Origin of the sequence: Kitasatospora sp. NPDC048298 (genome assembly GCF_043201465.1) — a bacterium.
Lineage (GTDB): Bacteria > Actinomycetota > Actinomycetes > Streptomycetales > Streptomycetaceae > Kitasatospora.
In genome coordinates, this window is record NZ_JBICYZ010000120.1 from 1 (window position 1) to 18,403 (window position 18,403).

General features: G+C 71.9%; 12 protein-coding genes and 1 pseudogene. 11 read left to right on the forward strand and 2 right to left on the reverse strand.

Features of this window, described 5'->3' with window-relative positions; all coding sequences use genetic code 11:
* Window positions 1-155 precede the first annotated feature (155 nt).
* Window positions 156-1,811 carry a carboxylesterase/lipase family protein gene (locus ACGF0D_RS42820; protein ID WP_392925785.1) on the reverse strand — a complete coding sequence of 552 codons (1,656 nt, stop codon included), beginning with the start codon at window positions 1,809-1,811 and terminating at the stop codon, window positions 156-158.
* 1,511 nt (window positions 1,812-3,322) lie between these two features.
* Entirely contained in the window at window positions 3,323-4,285 is a 963-nt protein-coding gene (locus ACGF0D_RS42825) for a glycosyltransferase 87 family protein (protein WP_392925787.1), read from the reverse strand.
* 9 nt (window positions 4,286-4,294) lie between these two features.
* On the opposite strand from ACGF0D_RS42825, the pseudogene ACGF0D_RS42830 reads away from it, so the two are divergent.
* The 11 genes and pseudogenes from ACGF0D_RS42830 to ACGF0D_RS42880 form a co-directional block, all read left to right on the forward strand.
* Window positions 4,295-4,900 (forward strand): annotated as a pseudogene (locus ACGF0D_RS42830) (IS256 family transposase); the annotation flags it as partial.
* A gap of 42 nt (window positions 4,901-4,942) precedes the next feature.
* Window positions 4,943-5,926: a GNAT family N-acetyltransferase gene (locus ACGF0D_RS42835; protein ID WP_392925789.1), complete on the forward strand. Its 984-nt coding sequence runs from the start codon at window positions 4,943-4,945 to the stop codon at window positions 5,924-5,926.
* A 436-nt stretch (window positions 5,927-6,362) separates the two neighbouring features.
* A complete protein-coding gene (locus ACGF0D_RS42840; protein WP_392925791.1) occupies window positions 6,363-7,859 on the forward strand; it encodes a GNAT family N-acetyltransferase in 1,497 nt (498 codons plus the stop codon).
* Window positions 7,856-8,803 (forward strand): NUDIX domain-containing protein, encoded by a 948-nt coding sequence (locus ACGF0D_RS42845; protein ID WP_392925793.1) that lies wholly within the window; start codon window positions 7,856-7,858, stop codon window positions 8,801-8,803. The genes ACGF0D_RS42840 and ACGF0D_RS42845 overlap by 4 nt, the downstream gene beginning before the upstream one ends.
* Before the next feature lie 29 nt (window positions 8,804-8,832).
* Window positions 8,833-10,035, forward strand: a complete 1,203-nt coding sequence (locus tag ACGF0D_RS42850) for a protein-L-isoaspartate O-methyltransferase (RefSeq protein WP_392925795.1) — start codon at window positions 8,833-8,835, stop codon at window positions 10,033-10,035.
* A 217-nt stretch (window positions 10,036-10,252) separates the two neighbouring features.
* Entirely contained in the window at window positions 10,253-12,211 is a 1,959-nt protein-coding gene (locus ACGF0D_RS42855; RefSeq protein ID WP_392876885.1) for an ATP-binding cassette domain-containing protein, read from the forward strand.
* 94 nt (window positions 12,212-12,305) lie between these two features.
* Window positions 12,306-12,887 (forward strand): NUDIX domain-containing protein, encoded by a 582-nt coding sequence (locus ACGF0D_RS42860; RefSeq protein ID WP_392876887.1) that lies wholly within the window; start codon window positions 12,306-12,308, stop codon window positions 12,885-12,887.
* A 29-nt stretch (window positions 12,888-12,916) separates the two neighbouring features.
* Window positions 12,917-13,573: an isochorismatase family protein gene (locus ACGF0D_RS42865; protein WP_392925797.1), complete on the forward strand. Its 657-nt coding sequence runs from the start codon at window positions 12,917-12,919 to the stop codon at window positions 13,571-13,573.
* A gap of 144 nt (window positions 13,574-13,717) precedes the next feature.
* Window positions 13,718-15,082 carry an NUDIX domain-containing protein gene (locus ACGF0D_RS42870; RefSeq protein WP_392925799.1) on the forward strand — a complete coding sequence of 455 codons (1,365 nt, stop codon included), beginning with the start codon at window positions 13,718-13,720 and terminating at the stop codon, window positions 15,080-15,082.
* A 3-nt stretch (window positions 15,083-15,085) separates the two neighbouring features.
* The gene (locus tag ACGF0D_RS42875) at window positions 15,086-16,837 is read left to right on the forward strand and encodes a phosphotransferase (protein ID WP_392925801.1); all 1,752 of its coding nucleotides are present in this window, start codon (window positions 15,086-15,088) and stop codon (window positions 16,835-16,837) included.
* Between the two features lie 36 nt (window positions 16,838-16,873).
* Window positions 16,874-18,319, forward strand: a complete 1,446-nt coding sequence (locus tag ACGF0D_RS42880; protein ID WP_392925802.1) for an NUDIX domain-containing protein — start codon at window positions 16,874-16,876, stop codon at window positions 18,317-18,319.
* Window positions 18,320-18,403: the final 84 nt, after the last annotated feature.

Sequence of the window (18,403 nt, forward strand, 5' to 3'; positions counted from 1 at the left end):
GCCCAGCGGCCGTTGCGAGACCCTCCCGGCCCGGCCCCGGGCGCCCACCCGGCCGACCCAACCGCCGCCGAGCCCCCATCTACGACGTCGGACTCACCCTGGTCACCAACCAGTAGCGAACAGGCAGGCGAGAACCCGAACGCCACAGAAGATGATCAATGGAGGTAAAACGACAAGCTGAGGCGTATGAGGTCTTGCTTGTCTTCTGCGCCGCCCCTTTTGCGGCTTCTTGGGCGCGGACTGCGGTCAGGTAGGCGAGGGCGGCCATCGACGGGGTGATGTGCGGTACCAGGCCCGGTAGAGCCGGACCTGGTAGTGGTCCAGGCCGCGTTCGAGTGCCGTCCGACGGCCGCGAAGTGCCGGATGGTCGCCGGGTCCGCCGGCTCGTACGGACGCCAGTGGTCCACGGCGGGTCGGCCGGTGGCCACGAACGTCCCGGCCGCACGGGAGAAGTCGCGGGCGAGCACGCGGGCCCCGGCGGTTGGCTCGCCGAGCATGGGGCTGCCGAGAAAGGCGTCGAGGTGGTTGAAGAAGAACGGGAGGTCGGCGGTGTGCGGTGTGCCCAGTCGGTCGGGGTCGGGTACCGGCGTGTAGTCGAACTGGTAGAGGTGGACGGGGTTGCGTGCTGCGGCGTGGTGGTCCGCGATGGCGAGCGCGCCGTCGCGGAACTGGATGTCGGTGTCGACCTCGGTGAGGATCTCGGCCGGTGTCGCACCCGGGTGCAGGGCGGCGGCGTGGTCGAAGCGCTCGGCGCCGTCGGCGGCCAGTCTGCCGGCGACCACGCGGGCCTGAGCGGCGGTCAAGGCCTGGACGACCGGGTCGAGGGCGAAGAGCGCCGACATCTCGTTCCGGGTCGTCCCGATCAGGAGTCGCTTGCCGTCGAGGCGTCCGTCGGCCAGTGCCTGGTTCAACGCCTGGGGCATGCCGAAGGAGCCGAGGACGGGGTACATCGCCGGAACGAGGCTGCCCAGGACGGAGACCTCCTGGAAGAGCTGCTGGAAGGCGTCGATGAGCTGCTCGACCGGGACGGCGCGTAGCGCGGCGACGGGATCCGGTTTGCCTGTCAGGCCGAGGATATCGAGGTAGCGCCGGGCGTTGTCGACCGCGTCCTCGGGGCGTTGAGGGGGCACTGCCCAGATGCCGCTCTGGGCGATGACCTGATGGAACAGCGGGCCGGTGACCGGGGAGAGGGCGTGGTAGAGGGCGGCGTACGCGCCGGCGGACTGGCCTCCGACCGTGAGGTTGCCGGGGTCTCCCCCGAAGGCGGCGATGTTGCGGCGGACCCAGGAGATGACGGCCGTCTGGTCCTGTACACCGAGGTTCTCGACGCCGGCCTCCGGGAGGTAGTAGATGTAGCCGAGGGCGCCGAGGCGGTAGTTGGCGGAGACCACCACGATGTCGCCGGCGGCGGCCAGGTGCAGGCCGTCGTACCAGTTCCAACCGGCGGATCCGGTGGTGAACCCGGTGCCGTGGATCCAGAGCAGCACCGGACGGGGGCGCCGGTCGGACCCGTGGTGGGGCAAGTGGGTCGTCCACACATTGACGGTGAGACAGCCGTCCTCGTTCCAGTCGGGCTTGCGGTACCCCATCACCGGCGCCAACCGGTTCGGCCCCTGAGGGACGGACGGGCCGGGGTGGGTGGCCTCCCGCACGCCCGACCACGTCGGAGGCCGCTGGGGCGCGGCGAAGCGCAATTCGGCCACTGGAGAGGCCGCGTAGGGGATGCCGCGGAAGGCGGCGACGCCGTCCTCGACGGCGCCCTGGACACGGCCGGACTCGGTGCCGACCACGGGACGATCGATATCGATCACGGGTTTCACCTTCTTGGTCGGAGCGAGGTCGCCCCGACTCTGCGGCCGGGTGGCGGGACGGTCCGGGAAGGCGGTACGGGTTTCGCGATGCGCGCCGGAAGGCAGGGGACTCCGATGAGGGCACGACACTCACCGGACAGAACCGAGCGGCGGATCCGCACCGACCCCGCGGCCTCGCGAAGGGCGCTCTGCCGGACGATCGCGAGCGTTCGGGCCACCTCCGAGCCTACGATCGCGCGCCGGGCGACGCCACTCCCGGACCACCGGGACGCCGGGCTGCGGCCACTCTCCGCGACGGCGACTCTGGGCACCGGTCCGGCGGTCCGGCGGCCGGCGTACACCGAGCGGGCCGGGTGGACGCCGTAGGCGTGACCTGGGGGCTGAGGGAGTACATGCCGGATGCCGAAGTGCCGTACGCGGCCTACCGGCCCGCGCTGGATTCCCGTCCGCTTCCCGTCACCGCGGAGCTGTCCGAGGCGTCCGTCGGTGACGTCGATCGGCTGGCGCCCTCTGGCACGACAGCACAAGATCCTGGAACAACCCCAGCGGAACATCGGCCGCGAAGATCTGACCCAACCGAAGCCTGCGCACGCGGGTATTACGGGCCTGCCGCGATGTGCGCTCGACAGGCCGACGCCCGCCTGCCCCCTCATGGCAGACCTGTCGAAAACCCCCTGATCGTCGATGAGGCAGGTCGCGAATGGGGAGCAGGCAGCGGTGCGATCTCCGACATCGGCCTCGACAACATCAGCCGCGTCCACCACCGACAGAACCTCCTTTGGGGGCGATCACCATGCGCCCCGCACGCTCTGCCGCCACACCCACCGCTCCCACAATTCTGGACACGCCATCACCACTTGGTTCGAGGAGGAGCCCATGGCACAGCGTCCCAAGCGGGGCAGAGTGTATCGGCGGTGCGGGTGCAAGGACGGCACCAGCGGGAAGCAGTTGGGCTCGTGGCGCCCGCAACTGGCCGCCGACACCACGCATGGCCGGTGGACGTACGCGGTGGACCTGGCGCCGCGGGACGGCAAGCGCCGAACCCGGAGGCGGGGCGGGTTCGCTACCCGGGCGGGGGCTACCAAGGAGATGGCGCGGGTGCTGGATGCCGAGTATCGGGGTGTGTACGAGGAGCGCAACCTGCGGGTCGGTATCTTCCTGTACGCGTGGCTGGAGTCGAAGCGGCTGGGCCCTGGCTCCCAACACCTGGGCGGGTTACCGGGCGTGCATCGAGCGCGACCTGGTCCCCGCGTTCGGCGGCATGCTGCTCGTCGATCTGCGGCCCCGGCACGTCGACGCCTGGGTGGGCGCGCAGCTCGCGTCAGGCCGCCGAAGCAGCACCGTTCACCACGCGGTGGCCATGCTGCGCAACGCGCTCGACAGCGCGGTTCGTTCGTGGCGGCTGCGCTACAACCCGGCCGAGCACTCCGTGCCGCCCAAGCCCCGTGCCGCCGTGCGCACCTGCTGGTCCCCGATCGGGCGGCGGCGTTCCTGCACCACAACGCCGATTCCTACCCCTGGATGTCCGTGGCGATGCTGAAGCACTTGTGCTCCGCGAGTTCCGTGCGGGGACGGTGGGGATCACCGCGCCGCAGCACCCACAGCACCACGGCACCCAGCACCACGGCACCCAGCGCCAGGGCGGCCGCCCACGCGGCCCACCGGTCGGGCAGCAGCACCCGCAGCAGGCCAAACCGTTCGAGGTGCCCCTGCTCGTACCCCTCCTCCCGCAGGTACCCGGGCAGGTAGCCCAGGACGCCGACGCCGGAGACGGCGACGTACGGGAGGTAGGCCGCCGCGAAGGTCCCGAGGGCCGCCGAGAGCACCAGCAGGGCACCCTTCGTCGGCCGCCGGGCCAGCAGCCCGGACGCCGCCCCGGGCAGGGCGAGCGCCGGCAGCAGCTTGGTCGCGACCGCTGCCCCGAGCAGGGCGCCCCCGACACCGGCCCGGCGTCTGGCCGTGCAGCCCAACCCGGCCACCATGAGGAGCGCGCCGAGGGTGTCCACGTGCGCGTCGTTGACCGCCCACACCGTCACGCCCGGGCACCACCCCCACAGCGCCGCCCGCCGCCGGCTGCCCGCGGCGAGCAGGACGCCGGTGGTGGCGACCGCCAGCAGCGCGCCGCCCGCCTGCGCGCCGCGCACGCCCCCGCCGAAGGGGTGCGCGGCGAGGAACCAGGCCTCGGCGACGGGCGGGTAGATGGTGTGCACGGCGGGCCGGTTGATCCGGGTGCAGTCCCCGGCGGCGGTGCGCCGCTCGTCCCAGGTCGCACAGCCGTCGCCGGCCGGGAACAGGCCCTCGTCGCGCAGCCGGGCCAGCGTCGGGTCGTCCGGGGTGTGCGCGTACCGGGAGATGCCGGCCGCCTGGACCCGGCCGTCCCACACGTACCGGTAGGCGTCGTCGCTGGTGCGCGGCGGCGCCAGCAGCCCGACCGCGGCGGCCAGGACGCTGCCGGCCAGCACGAGCGGCGCCACCCGGCGGTCTCGGAGTCATGGGCGAGCCTGCTGCGGGACTGCCAGCGGCGCGGCATGCGCGCTCCCGTCCTTGCCGTCGCCGACGGAGCCCTGAGCTTCTGGAACGCGTTGAACGAGGTCTTCCCCGAAACCCGCCACCAAAGGTGCTGGGTTCACAAAACGGCCAACTGCCTCGACAGCCTCCCGAAGTCAGCTCAGCCCGCAGCGAAGAAGGCCATCCAGGACGTCTACAACGCAGAGGACAAGGAGCACGCAGCCGCCGCGGTCAAGGCGTTCGCCAAGCAGTACGGCGCGAGGTTCCCCAAGGCCGTAAAGAAGATCGTCGATGACGAGGATGAACTGCTGGCGTTCTACGACTTCCCCGCCGAGCACTGGATCCACCTGCGAACAACCAACCCCATCGAGTCGACCTTCGCGACCGTCCGTCTGCGGACCAAGGTCACCAAGGGCGCCGGCTCCCGGGCCGCCGCCCTGGCGATGGTGTTCAAGCTCGTCGAGTCAGCCCAGGCCCGCTGGCGAGCCGTGAATGCACCCCACCTCGTTGCCCTCGTCCGTGCCGGGGCCCGCTTTGAACGCGGCCAGCTCGTTGAACGGCCGCAGTCGACGGTGGCGTGAATAGGGTGGCGGACCTGCCTCGAAGTTCGAGACCATCCGGTCATGTCGGATGGCATGGCAGGACAGGACCTTCCGGTCGGCTTCGGGTTCCGGCCGTATGGCGGCGACGAAGACCACGGCGCCATGGCCGCGGTGCGGCTGGGTTGTGCTGAACAGGATCGAGTCGATGCCCATTCGGTTGTGGAAGGGCTCCCGACAGCGAACGAGATCGCCGAAGCCTCCGCCAAGCTGGAGGAGCCGTCCAAGAACCAGATCCTGGTGGTGCTCGACGGGGTCGTCGTCGGCTACTCGACGATCCGGTGGTGGCAAGAGCGGGACGATACGTGGCTATACCTGCACCGAGGTCACCTTTTGCCCGAGCATCGCGGTCAGGGCATCGGCTCAGCCATGCTGTGCTGGGCCGAAGAACGGATTCGCCAGCTCGTCAGACAGCATGGCACGGCGCGGACGGCAGTGGTCGGTGCGAACGCCATGGTCTCCGAGCAGGACGCCACGGCACTTCTGCGCGCAGCCGGCTATCGACGTGTCTTCAGCCTGGTTGAGCTGGAACTGGGCGATCTGCAGCAGGTGCCCGAGCCGGGCGGCGAACTGCCAGCCGGGATACGGACAGGGCCTATCGGGACAAGCCATTACCGTGCAGCCTGGAGGATGGTCTTCGATTCGTACGCGGACACCAGTTTCGCTCAGAGATGGCCTTTCCAGGAATTCGTCGACACCGCCGATCCGGCATGCTGGAGGGCTGCCTGGAACGGGAAGGACATGGTCGGTGTCGCCCTCTGCTCCATCCGTCGTCACGACCCTACGGTGGGCGAGGTGGAAGAGCTGAGTGTCCGGACGGACCAGCGACGCCTCGGAATCGGCCGGGTCCTGCTGCTGGACGGGCTGCGGAGCCTTCGCGAGCAGGGTGCAACGACCGCCCGGCTGTTCACTGGCACGGCAAATCCGCACCGGTCCTACGACCTTTACGAGAGTGTGGGGTTCCGGCGGCAGAACGAGTACGTCCGTTACCGTAAGTCGCTTGCTTGATCGACCCGTCATTGGACTGCCAGGTCAGTCCACAGGATTTGACAATGCCTCCCTCGCACCACCGAACACCTGTGAGCCACTGGTGCACACCTCGGTCCGCCAGCCGACACGCCGACCTGTCCCCCTGATGAGGGATTCCTCACTGAGTCGCCGCTCTCAGACCATCTCCACCGCTACGGTGGTCCGATGCGGCCAACCTACCTTCAAATAAAGGATGTTGAGCCCTCATCGGGCGAGCCGGTTGGGCAGTGCCTATCGCCACCGACGTCAACCTGAGCCTCCAGGGCTTCGAACTCAAACATCGGACCGCCACCACCGACCAGCACGGCCGACACCCCATGTGGCCGTGGGCCGTGCGGCGCACCGTCCGGCTGCTTTGTGTCTTGGTCAGACAGCTCCACCAGCACCCGCACCCATGTCACGTGAGGAGCGCCGCTTGCCACCGTCAGCCGCCGCGATCCGCACCACCGCTTTGGGATACCTGGAACGTCACCCCGACGAGCGCCCTGCACTGCTTCCTCTGCTCGCGCTGCTGGACAGCGCCACTGAGCCGACCAACCGTGCGACGCTGCCAGCGCACGTCACATGCAGCTCAGTCGTCATCGGCCCCGACAAGCGTGTTCTGCACATCCGTCACCGGGCGACGGGCCTGACGCTTGCCCCTGGCGGGCACGTCGAGGCCGGCGATTCGAGCCTGCTCGATGCTGCGGTGCGGGAGGTGCGCGAGGAGGCCGGCCTCGCTCCGGGCGAGCTGTGCCTGACCCCGCAGCTTCTCGGTGCCGCGCTCGACATCGACGTCCACGAGATCGACGCCAACCCGGCCGAGGGGGAACCGGCGCACCGGCACTACGACGTCCGGTTCGCGTTCTACCTCGCGGCCGGGCGGCCAGCCGTCGTCGAGCCGCGGACCGATGAGGTTTCGGGAACCGAGTGGCGGTCCTTCGAGCAGGTCAGCTCACCCTCGCTGCGCGCCAAACTGCTCGCGGCCGACCTCGACGGCCAGGTCCAGCCGGTGAACGCCTCCGTGGTGATTCACGACGGCCGAGGCCGCTACCTCCTGCACTTGCGGGACGACGTCCCGGGGATCTGGGCGCCGGGCGAGTTCAGCCTGCTCGGCGGCGGCCGCGAGCCACAGGACCGCACGCTGGAGGACACGCTGCGCCGCGAACTCGCCGAGGAGGCCCCTGGCCTCGAACTCGGCGCACTGGAGCCGTTCGCAGTGGAGCAGGCCACCGGCGCCGACGGCCTGTGCGTTCCCGTCCAGATCTACACCGCCCGCTGGGTCGGCAACCCGGATGCGGTGGGCCTGACCGAAGGCGTCCTGCTGCGCTGGTTCACCCCGGACATGCTGCACCGGCTGCGGCTGCGCACTTCGACGCGCGACCTGCTGCTCGCCCACGCCGCACAGACCCAGGGCAGCATGGCCGTCCGACCACCCGCACCGCGCCCACCCCACCCACCGGAACCACCCGCCGGGGCAGGCCTGCGGCGGGCGGTGCCGTCGGACGCGGCTGAACTGACCCGGCTGCGCCTGGTCATGCTCGCTTCCGCCGGCAGCTTCCCGCCGGATTCCTGGACCGCCGAGTGCGAGCGGTGGTTCACCGACCGCCTCGCTGACGACGAGCGGTTCGCCGCGTTCGTCATCGACGACGGCACCCGCCTGCTGTCCTGCGCCGTGGGCCAGTACACCGACCGCATGCCCAGGCCTGGACAGGGCCCGTACATCGGGCACATCTCCTCCGTCGCGACCGACCCCGCCCACCGCCACCAGGGCCACGCCAGGCGGGTCGTCGCGGCCGTCCACGACTGGCTCACCGCCCACGGCTGCGGACAGATCAACCTCACCGCGTCCCCCGACGCGGAGGACCTGTACCGCTCGCTCGGCTACCGGGACCCCGCCGGCCCGACACCGCTGACCTGGAGCGCCCGATGACCGACCAGCCACCGCTCGACCTGCTCGCCGAAGCCAGGGCCGCCGGCGCGCAGCGCCTGGCCACCGCGGTCCTGCTCGTCAACCACCATGGCGAGGTGCTGCTGGTGCGCCGGGCGGCCACCGCGCCGCTGGGCGGGCTGTGGGAGCTTCCCGGTGGCGGCATCGAGGACGGTGAGAGTCTCCTGGTAGCCGCGCGGCGTGAGCTGGCCGAGGAGACCGGCATCATCGGGGTCCGGGTCACCGCCTACCTCGGCTACAGCCACTACGACGACGCCCACGGTCGGCGGGTGCGCGAGTTCGCCTTCGCCGCCACCCTCGACCACCCGCAGGACGTCATCCTCGGCGCCGGGCACGACGCGCACCGGTGGGTGTTGCCCGCCGGCCTTCCCGACCGGCTCGCCGAGCACGAGCGGGACCTGATCGGCCGGCACGCCGCCCAGCCCAAGCCCTACCCCGGCTACCTGCCCCTGCCCGCCTACCTGGCCGGCATCCCCGCCGCCACGATGTGGGCCGACCTCTTCCTCACCACCGCCGAGGGCAAGGTGGTCCTGCTGCGCTCCACCAACCCGGCCAAGGGACTGCAATTCAGCGGTGGTGACGCAGACTTCACGGACTCGACCCCGTTGCACACCGCGGTGCGCGAGACCTTCGAGGAGACCGGCCTTCGGTACGCGCCGGACCCGGACCTGCTGCCGCTGGTGGCCACCGTCGTCGAGGGACCCCGGGCCGGCTGGCCGACGAAGATCGGGTTCATCTACGCGGCGCCGGCACTCACGGCCGCGCAGCTCGCCGCGATCCGGCTCGATCCGCGCGAGCACGACGCGGTCGTCACCGTCTCCGAGGCACAGCTCGGGGACGGGACAGCGGGCCACGACCACGCCCTGACGCGCGCCGTGCTGAACGCGGTGCGCAGCGGCGTCCCGGCCCACATCGTGCGTCCCTGACCATCGCCACACCATGGAAGGAGACCCAGGTGAGCGTTACTCCGAGAAGCACAGCAGCAGACCCGCAGACCATCGAGGGGCCGCCGGTGGGAGCGGATGCTGTTGCCGCGGACGCGGTGCCGGGTGGCTACGCACTCGCCTTGGCCGCCGAGCCGGGAGTACACGATCCGGCGGTCGTCGCAGCGTTGGTAGCCGTGCCGCGCCACCGCCTCATCCCGCGCGCCTACCTGCCGCTGGACGAGCAGCGGCCGACGACGCGCTGGCGGCTGCTGGACGCGGGCGTCGACCGGGCCGCATTCCGAGCGCTCGTCTACTCCATGGACCAGGTGGTCGTCCGGCTCGCCGATCAGTCGGCCGCCGAGCACACGATCGGTGCCGTCTACACCGGCCGGCCCTGCGCCCAGAGCTCCGGTGCCGGGCTCCTCGCCCGCACCCTGGAGGATCTGCGAGTTCGCGACGGGGACCGGTTCCTCGAACTGGGCGCGTGCACGGGCTACCTTGCAGCGGCCGCACACCGCCTGACCGGGCGCCAGGTCACCGGCGTCGAGTGCGACCGCGACCTGGTGCGCCAGGCCACGCCCAGGCTCCGGGAGATCGGCGCCGCCGTGCGGCTGCTGGCGCGCGACGCGCTGCGCGGCCTGCCCGACGGCACCTGGGACAAGATCGCCTCCGGTTTCGCCGTGCCCGCCGTCCCGCCGGGCTGGCTGCGCCGTCTGGCGCCGGGCGGCGTGCTGCGCACGACCATCAACACCGGCGCGCCCGGCTGGCACGCCACCGCCCTGATCGAACGCGACAGGGGCGGGGCCTTCGCGGGCACGCTGACGGCCGACCTGTGGGGGCATGTCCCGGCCCGAGGCGCCGGCTGGCTGCCGGTGCCCGAGCAACGCTCGGTCGGTGGTGCGACGCGCACGGCCGTTCTGCCGCCGCCCCCGCACACCGAGCGCGGATTCTGGGTCGCGGTCGGCCACTTGCTGCCCGGGGTGCGCCGCCATTGGGGCCCGGCCGCGGGCGAGGACGTGGTGCTCGTCGGTGCCGACGGGTCGTGCGCCCGTATCGCCCCGGATGGCGCCACCGTCATCGAGTGGGGCCCGCGCGCCCTGTGGCGGCTCGCCGAGGACGTCCACGAGCGCTGGACCGCTGCCGGACGACCGGACGCCTACCGGCTGGAGCTGACCGACCAGGAGCAGCGCGTCATCGGCGGCCCGGGTCTGCACTGGGCACTGCCGCGATGACCGCGACCTCACCATCGTGCCGCGGCTGTCCCACGAGGCTCCCGCGGCCGCGCCGTTGCGCCGCGGCCGCGGGAGCCCGGTGCGCCCGGCCGCCACCCAAACCGGCCCGCACCGCGCCGTCCTGCCCGTGCCCTTCAACGAGATTCGGAGCCGCCCAGTGATCCGGCCACGCCGCAAACCCCGACCCGATGTCCAGTCCTCGGCCGGTGAGCGCACCTTGTTCGGGGCCAGGTTCGGCTACGACTTCGGGTTCACCCGGCACGAGAGCGCCACCGCCGACGCCACGCTGCGCCGGGTCGCCCGGCAGATCCCGGCCATGCTGCTCCTCGCCTGGCGCCTGGGCTGGCGGGCCGACCGGCGGGCCCTGGTCGGCGTGGTGTGCGCCGAGGCCGGGCGTGCTGTCTTCGCCGCAGTTGCGCTGGTGGCGACCAACCGGGTGCTGACCCAATTGCTGGCCGGCGGCAGCGTCACGCAGAGCCTGCGCCACGCGCTGGTGCCGCTGTTGGTCGCGGGTGCAGCCACCGGCGCGGCGAGCTGGCTGTCCTCGGCCTCCACCTGGGCGGCAGCGGTCCTGGAGCCCCAGGTCGAGCGGATCACCACCCTGACGCTGCTGCGGCACGCCGACTCGGTCGAGCTCGCCGCCCTGGAGGACGCGGAGTTCGCGCGGACCCTGGAGAGCGCGCGCTTCGGTGCGGACTCGGTGCGGCGCCTGATCAGCGAGGCCGTCTCCGTGCTCGGTGCCGTGCTGACCATGACGGCCACCGCTGGGGTGCTCCTGTCCCTGAACGTGGCGTTGCTGCCGATGCTGGTGCTGATCGCACTCCCCCGGGCCTGGGGGGCAGTGCGCACCGCCCGGCGCCGGCACGCCTCGGTGATGGCCTGGCTCCAGCACGCCCGCGCCTCCAGCCTGATCTGCCAGCAGGTCACCTCCCCGCAGAACGCGGCAGAACTGCGGGTCCACGGGGTGGGCCAGTGGCTGCTGGAGTGCTACGAGGGCATGGCGCGTACCTCCGAGCGGGAGCGCCGGCGCCTGGCCGGTGCCGCGGCTGCGACGTCGGCCGGTGCCTCCGCCGCGTCGGGCGCCGCGTCGCTGCTCACGTTCGCACTCCTGGGCTGGCTCGTGCTCACCCACCGGCTGCCGATGGCCGGCGCGGTCACCGTCATCGTCGGCATCCGCAGCGGCGCCGCCACCGTCGGCACCCTGCTGACCGGCGTGAACCGCATGTTCGAGGAGTCGCTGTACGTACGGGACCTCGAGCGGCTCGGTACGGCCGCCGGCGAGCGGGCCATCCCCGTCGGGGGCGCGGACCTGCCGGTGCGGCCGGCCGAGATCCGCCTGGAGAAGGTGACGTTCACCTACCCCGGCCGCACCTCACCGTCCTTGAACAGCGTGTCCCTGGTCATCCCCCGCGGCAAGGTCGTGGCCCTGGTCGGCGTCAACGGCGCCGGGAAGAGCACGCTGGCCAAGCTCCTCGTCGGCCTCTACCAGCCCGACGAGGGACGGATCCTGTGGGACGACGTGGACACCCGTACCGCCGACCGCCGTCAGCTGTTCTCCTCCTGTGTCCTGTTCGCCCAGGACTTCGTCCGCTGGCCCTTCACCATCCGGGCCAACACCACGGCCGGGCGCCCCGAACACGCCGAGGACGGCCGGGCCCTCCAGGACGCGGCCGACTTCGCCGGCCTCGAAACCCTGCTGAGCGAGCAGCCGAACGGCTGGGACACGATGGCGGCCAAGGGCTTCATCGGAGGCGTTCAGCTGTCGGGCGGCCAGTGGCAGGGTGTCGGAACGGCCCGCGCGGCCTTCCGGTTCTCCACCGCAGGCCCCGGCGCGAGACCGCCGCACCTGGTGATCGCCGACGAGCCGACCTCCGCGCTCGACCCGGCCGCCGAGATCGCCGCCTTCGACCGCATCCGCTCGCTCGCCACGCAGGGCATGACGGTGGTCCTGATCACCCACCGCCTGGCCGCCAGCGCCGCCGCCGACCTGATCTACGTCCTCGACGGCGGCGAACTCGTCGAACAGGGCACGCACGACCAGCTCATGGACAACGAGCCGGAACCGGACCGGCCCGGGCACGGGAGCTACCGGGCGGCATATCTGCTCCAGGCCCGCCAGTACGGCACCACCTCGCTGCCCGGACAGCGCCACCCCCACACCACCGACCGGACGTAACCGCCCGACAGAGCCGGCCGGCCGATGCCACTGCCGGACCCGACCGTCGCCTTCCACCGCCCACCACCACCCGCCGACCCGAAGGAGTCCGTCCGTGAGCCAGCCCTCCGTCACCCGTCAGCCCGCCGTCCCGCAGCCATGGCAACACCATGACCGCGCCACCCTGCTCGACACCGGTTCGTACCTGATCCACCGCGACACCGTGACCCAGCCCGACGGCACGAAGAGCAGCTTCGAGTTCCACCAGGCCCGCGTCGACGGCGCCCTGACGATCGCCCTCGACGACCGGGGCCGCATCGCCATGGTCCGCTACCGCAGCTACGTCCACGGCGAGGTCCTCACCCCGCCCGGCGGCAGCCTCGATGCGGGCGAGGACCCGCTCGACGCCGCCCGGCGCGAGCTCAAGGAGGAGACGGGCATCACGGCCGCCGCCTGGAGCCGGCTCGGCGAGATCGCCCTGATGACCAAGTGCACGGCCAGGCTCCACATGTTCATCGCCCGGGATCTGACGACCGGCGAGCAGAAGCTGACCGGCACCGAGACGGGCATGACCGTGGAGTGGTGGCCGCTGGAGGAGGCGGTGGCCGCCGCGATGGACGGCAGGCTCCTGCTCTCCGGCGCCGCCGTGTCGGTCCTCATGGCCGCCAACGCCATCCACTCCAAGGAGCGCGCGTAAACGCCCCACCGCCGACCGGAGCCCCTGCCATGCTGCACGCCTGGTCGATCCCTCAGCGCGAGTACGACCGCCAGGAGCAGCGCCGTGGCCGCCGTCACGCCTACACCCGGCTCGACCCGGTGCGCACCGCCCTGGTAGTGGTCGACATGGTGCCGTTCTTCGACGGGCCGTACGCGCGCGGGGTGATCCCGCAGATCGAGCGACTGGCGGGCGCCCTGCGGGAAGCCGGCGGCCTTGTGGCCTGGGTGCTGCCCGGCCCCGGCGGGCCGAGTGCGGCCCGCGAGGAGTTCTACGGATCCCGGGTCGCGGAGCTGTACCGGACCTCCGGCGGCAGCGGTCCGCTCGCCGGGCGCCTGTGGCCGCAGCTCACCGTGGACGAAGGCCGCGACCTCCTCGTGGAGAAGGCCGTCTCCAGCGCCTTCTTCCCCGGCTTCTGTCCGCTGCCCGACCTGCTGGCCGAGCGCGGCATCGACACCGTGCTGGTCTGCGGCGTCGTGACCGACGTGTGCGTTGCCGGATCGGCGCGCGACGCCTCCACCCTGGGCCTGCGGGTGATCGTGGTGGCCGACGGCACCGCCGCCGGCAGCGACGAGGTCCACAACGCCACCTTGCGCACCCTGTACCGGTCCTTCACCGACGTACGCCCCACCGCCGAGGTCCTCGACCTGGTCGAGGCGGGCCGGTGACCACGCTCCCGGCCGGGCGCCATGACGGCCGACACCCATCGAGGGGGCATCCACTTCACGGCGGGCCGGCGGACCGCCGAGGCGGCCCGGCCGGGCACCCATTGCCCCGACGCCACCGGAACCTACCGAGTGAGGAAACGTACCTTGATCGACTTTGACGCCCTGGTTCGCCAGGCCCGCGAGGACGGCATCGAGAAGTTCGCCGCCGGCGTCGTCGTCTTCGACGAGGACGACCGGACGCTCCTGCTGCGCCGCAAGCCGGACGACGTCCTGCCCGGGATCTGGGACTACCCGGGCGGCGGCCTCGACAGCGGTGAGAATCCGCGCGCCGGTGCGCTCCGGGAGCTGTGCGAGGAGTCCGGCATCCGCCCCGAGGCGATCGCCTACGTGCGCTGCCTCGACTTCACCGACACCGTCGGCCGCCGCGTCCGTCAGTTCGTCTTCACCGCCACGGTACCGGTCGGCACACCAGTCGCCCTGTCAGAGCACGACGCCTTCGTCTGGGCGGACCTCGACGACCTGCCCGAGGTCAGCGACGGCCAGGCCAGGGTGCTGGGGTACCTCCGCGAGCGGCGGCGCCGCCCGGACTGGCGGCCCATCGAGGAGTACGCCGGGTCGATCGCCAACGCCACCATGTACGGGGCGTTCTACTTCACCGACACCGACGGCCGGCCGCTCGGACTGCTCTCGGCCCTCCGACCCGGCCTGTGGCAGTTCCCCGGCGGAGACACCGACCGCGGGGAGAGCCCGTTCGACACGGCGCTGCGCGAGACCCGGGAGGAGACCGGTCTTGACCTGCGGATCGAGAACCCCGAGGCCGTCGCCCGCCGACAACTGCTGGCCGTGATCCACCTCGACCCCACGCCCGAGTGGCCCTTCCCCAAGACCGGGTACGTCTTCTGGGGAGGCGAGCTGACCGGCGAACAGCTGTCCCGGATCCGCCTCACCCACGAGCACTCGCGATGGCGCACCGAGACGCTGCGCGGCTGGCGCGAGCACATGCGGCCGTCGGAGTACCTGCGGCTGATGCAGATCGACCGGGCCCGGCGCAGCGCCTGCCCCCTCTACCTGGACGGCCCGGCACGGCACGCGGTCGACCACCACGGAGCGCCCCGTGACTTCGAGGGGATCGTCGTGTTCGTCACCACCCCGGACGGCCGGCTGCTGATGAACCTGCGCGACGACCGGCCGGACATCGCGTGGCCGGGGCACTGGACGCCGATCGGTGGCTGGCGTGAGGGCAACGAGACCGCGTTCGAGACCGCCGCCCGCGAGGTGCGGGAGGAGACCGGTGTCGACGTGCGCAGCCTGCGGGTCGTCCCCGGCCCGCGACACGAACTGGTCTCCGAGTACACCGTGGCCCTGCACGGCACCTGCGAGGGCAACGACAGCGCCCTCGTCCTCGGCGAGGGCCAGGCCAACCGGTTCGTCCCGCTGGAGGAGATCGACAAGCTGACCGGCCCGACCCCTCCGTACCTGGAGCACTACCTGCGGCTGATCGGAGACTGACCGGTGGAACTCAGCGACATCACCCGGCGGGCCATGCGCGTCCACGGCCTCTATGACCAGCTCAACCTGGCCAGGCACGGCCGCCCCTGGTCGAGGCACGACTTCGTGCTCGGCTTCGTCGGCGACGTCGGGGACCTCGCGAAACTCACCCAGGCCGCCGACGGCGTCCGGCCCGCGCCCCCGGGGCCCGGCCTCGGGCACGAGCTGGCGGACTGCCTGTGGTCCGTCGTGGTGATCGCCGAGCTCTACGGCGTCGACCTCGAAGCCGAGTTCACCGCGACCATGCGGCAGCTGGAGGAGTCCATCACCAGCTCACAACCCACAGGTCCCCTCTGCGAGGAGGAGACCCCGTCACCCGCAGACCGGCCCGTACCCGCGCCGATTCGCCACCAGGAGCCCGTCGACGTCCACCTCATTCTGCGCCGGGACGGCGCCACAGGCCCCGAGGTGCTGCTCTCCCGCCGCGCCGGACAGGTCTACGCATCAGGCCTGCTGCACCTTCCAAGCGGACACCTCGACGGACCTCACGAAGATGCCGTCCAGGCACTGATCCGCGAAGCGAAGGAGGAGACCGGCGTCACCATCGACCCGGCCGACGTCCGCCACGCCGTCACCATGCACCACCGAAACCCGGCCGGCAGCGCCCGGATCGGTCTCTTCTTCGAGGTCCGGCACTGGCACGGCAAACCCCGCACCATGGAACCGGCCGTCTGCGACGCGATGGACTTCCACCCGCTCGCCAACCTGCCGTCCCCGATGGTGGCCTACTGCCGGGCCGGCCTGGACGCCTACCGGGACGGCCTCCCGTTCGCCGTCCACTTCCAACAGCCAGGCGACCTGATCGCCTTCGATCCGGCGGCGGACCGCTCTCACCCGGTGCCCTCCATCGACGTGGCGTCAGGCGCCCCCGGCCGGGAGATGCGGCAGTTCACCGAGCAAGCAGTCGGGCGCATCAGCGCCTGGACGGATGCCTCCTGGGTCCGGGAGGGCAGCCGCGTGTGGCATGCCCGCGGCACCGAGGGCGGCGAGTGGGTCGTGAAGGTCCACCAGAGCGACCGCTTCCACGGCAGGGAGGTCGAGGCCTACCGGACCTGGGTCCCCGCCCTGGGCTCGGCTGCGCCCCGCCTGGTGGCCACCGACCCGGGGCTTCGGGCCATCGTCATCACCGCGGTGCCCGGTCGTTCCCTGCACGGTGCCGTCCATCCGCCCGAGGAGCAGCGGCGGATCTTCCACCGCATCGGGGCGCTCGCGGCCGCGATCCACCACAGCGCTCCCCCGCACCCGGGCAGCGGAGTGCCGGCAGCGCTCGGGAAGCTGGAGCGGCACCTGGCCGGCGCCCGCGACCATCTCGCGCCCGGCGACGAGGACTACATCCGCGCCATGGCCGCCAAGGCCAAACACCTGCCGGACCTCGACCTGGTGCCCACTCACGGCGACTTCCAGCTCCGGAACCTCCGGTGGGACGAGGTCGCCGGCGAACTGTACGTGATCGACTTCGAACGCGCCGAACCGGGCCCCGCCGTGCGGGACTTCGTGCGCCTGTCCGACGCCTGGACTCGCCGAGCGGACCTCTACGAGGCCGTGATGGCCGGCTACGGCAGGCAGCTCTCGGCAGCCGAGGAGGAGCACTTGGCCGTCCACCAAGTGCTCAACGCCGTTTCCGGCATCCAGTACGGCGCCGCCAACGGGGACCCCGAGCTCGTGGAACGTGGCCGCCGCACCCTGGCCCGCCTGCGCGCCGGCAGCCGCCCGTGAACACCCCCCACCACCAACCGACCAGAGGAGCAGCACGTGGCGTATGCCCTTGAGGAATGGGAGCAGCACTACGCCGACGGTCGGGGGTATCGGCCGCTGGGCTACAGCGAGCGGGTGCTCCTCGCCGAGCACACTCCCGCGCCCGAGGGCGGCGGGCGGGCGCTCGACGTCGGCTGCGGCACCGGGGAGTTGGCCGCCCATCTCGCGGGCCTCGGCTACGCGGTGGACGTCGTGGACTTCGCCGCCAGCGCGGTAGAACGGGCCCGGGCCGAGCACGGCCACATCGAAGGGGTGCGGTGGCTGCGGCTGGACATCGAACGCGACGACCCCGCCCAGCTCGGCGGCGAAGGGTACGACCTCATCGCGCTGCGCCTGATGTACCCGTTCCTGGGCGACCGCACCCGGGTGCTGCACGCCCTCGGGAAACGGCTGCGGCCCGGCGGCGCGCTCGTGGTGATCACGCCAGTGGTCGAGCGCACCCCGGCCGACAAGCGGGCGATCGCGCTCGACGAGGACGAGATCGGCCTGCTCACCGCGGGGTGGGAGGAGACGCAGCGGTTGGCGGCGGACGACCTCGCGGTTCTCGTCCTGCGCGGTCCCCGCCACGCCGGCACCAAGGCCGTCGAGAAGGGCCCGCCCACCGGCCACGCCCTCACCGGAGCCGTGGTGGTCGTCACCGACGACGCCGGCCGGGTCCTGCTGGGCCGTTCCCGCCGGAACATGTGGGAACTGCCCGCCGGGAAGACCAGCGGCTCGGAGAGCTTTGAGGAAGCGGCGGTGCGGGAACTTGCCGAGGAGACCGGACTGGCCGCCACCACCGCCGACGCCACGGTGGTGACCATGCTCACCGACGACAGCCACGGCGTTCCCCGGCTGACCGCCGTCGTCCGCATCAGTGCCTGGACCGGGGTCCTGGCGAACCCGGAAGATCAGCTCTTCGAGCGGTGGGAGTGGCACGATCTCCACGCCCTGGCCTGCCTCGGCGATGTCTTCGCTCCGGCCGCGCAGGCCCTGAACGCGATCTGGCCCGGCGTCATCCCCCAGCTGCCGGCGATCCACGCCTACCCCACCACCGCCGACCGGCCGCCCGTGCCCGGGGAACCCTCCGAGGCCGTCCGGCTGCGCCGGCGGATGGCCGACGCCGTCATCGCAGCCGGCTGGGCGCCCTCCACTGCCGTCCAGAGCGCGCTACACACGGTGCCCCGCCACCGGTTCGCGCCCGAGAAGAACCTCGCGACCGCCTACGACGACGACCTGGCCCTCACCACCCGCTGGGACGAGAACGGCCGGGCGACCAGCTCGGTGTCGGCAACGTGGCTTCAGGCCGACATGACCGAGAAGCTCCGGCTGGAGCCCAGCGAGGCTGTGTTCGAGGTCGGATCCGGCGGCTACAACGCGGAGCTGATCGCGCACGTCGTCGGCGAGGCCAGGCAGGTGGTCACCGTCGACATCGACCCGTACGTCGTGCACCTGGCTTCGTAGTTGAGAAGTAGAAGCACTTGTTGCCGGGTTCTGGCAGCGGTCAGTGATCTCTCAGCATGGAAATGTTGATGAGAGATGGCAGCG

Excerpts from the sequence above, each read along its gene's own strand:
- ACGF0D_RS42865 (WP_392925797.1), top strand. The coding sequence starts at position 12,917 with ATGCTGCACGCCTGGTCGATCCCTCAGCGCGAGTACGACCGCCAGGAG.
- ACGF0D_RS42845 (WP_392925793.1), top strand. The coding sequence starts at position 7,856 with ATGACCGACCAGCCACCGCTCGACCTGCTCGCCGAAGCCAGGGCCGCC.
- ACGF0D_RS42835 (WP_392925789.1), top strand. The coding sequence starts at position 4,943 with ATGTCGGATGGCATGGCAGGACAGGACCTTCCGGTCGGCTTCGGGTTC.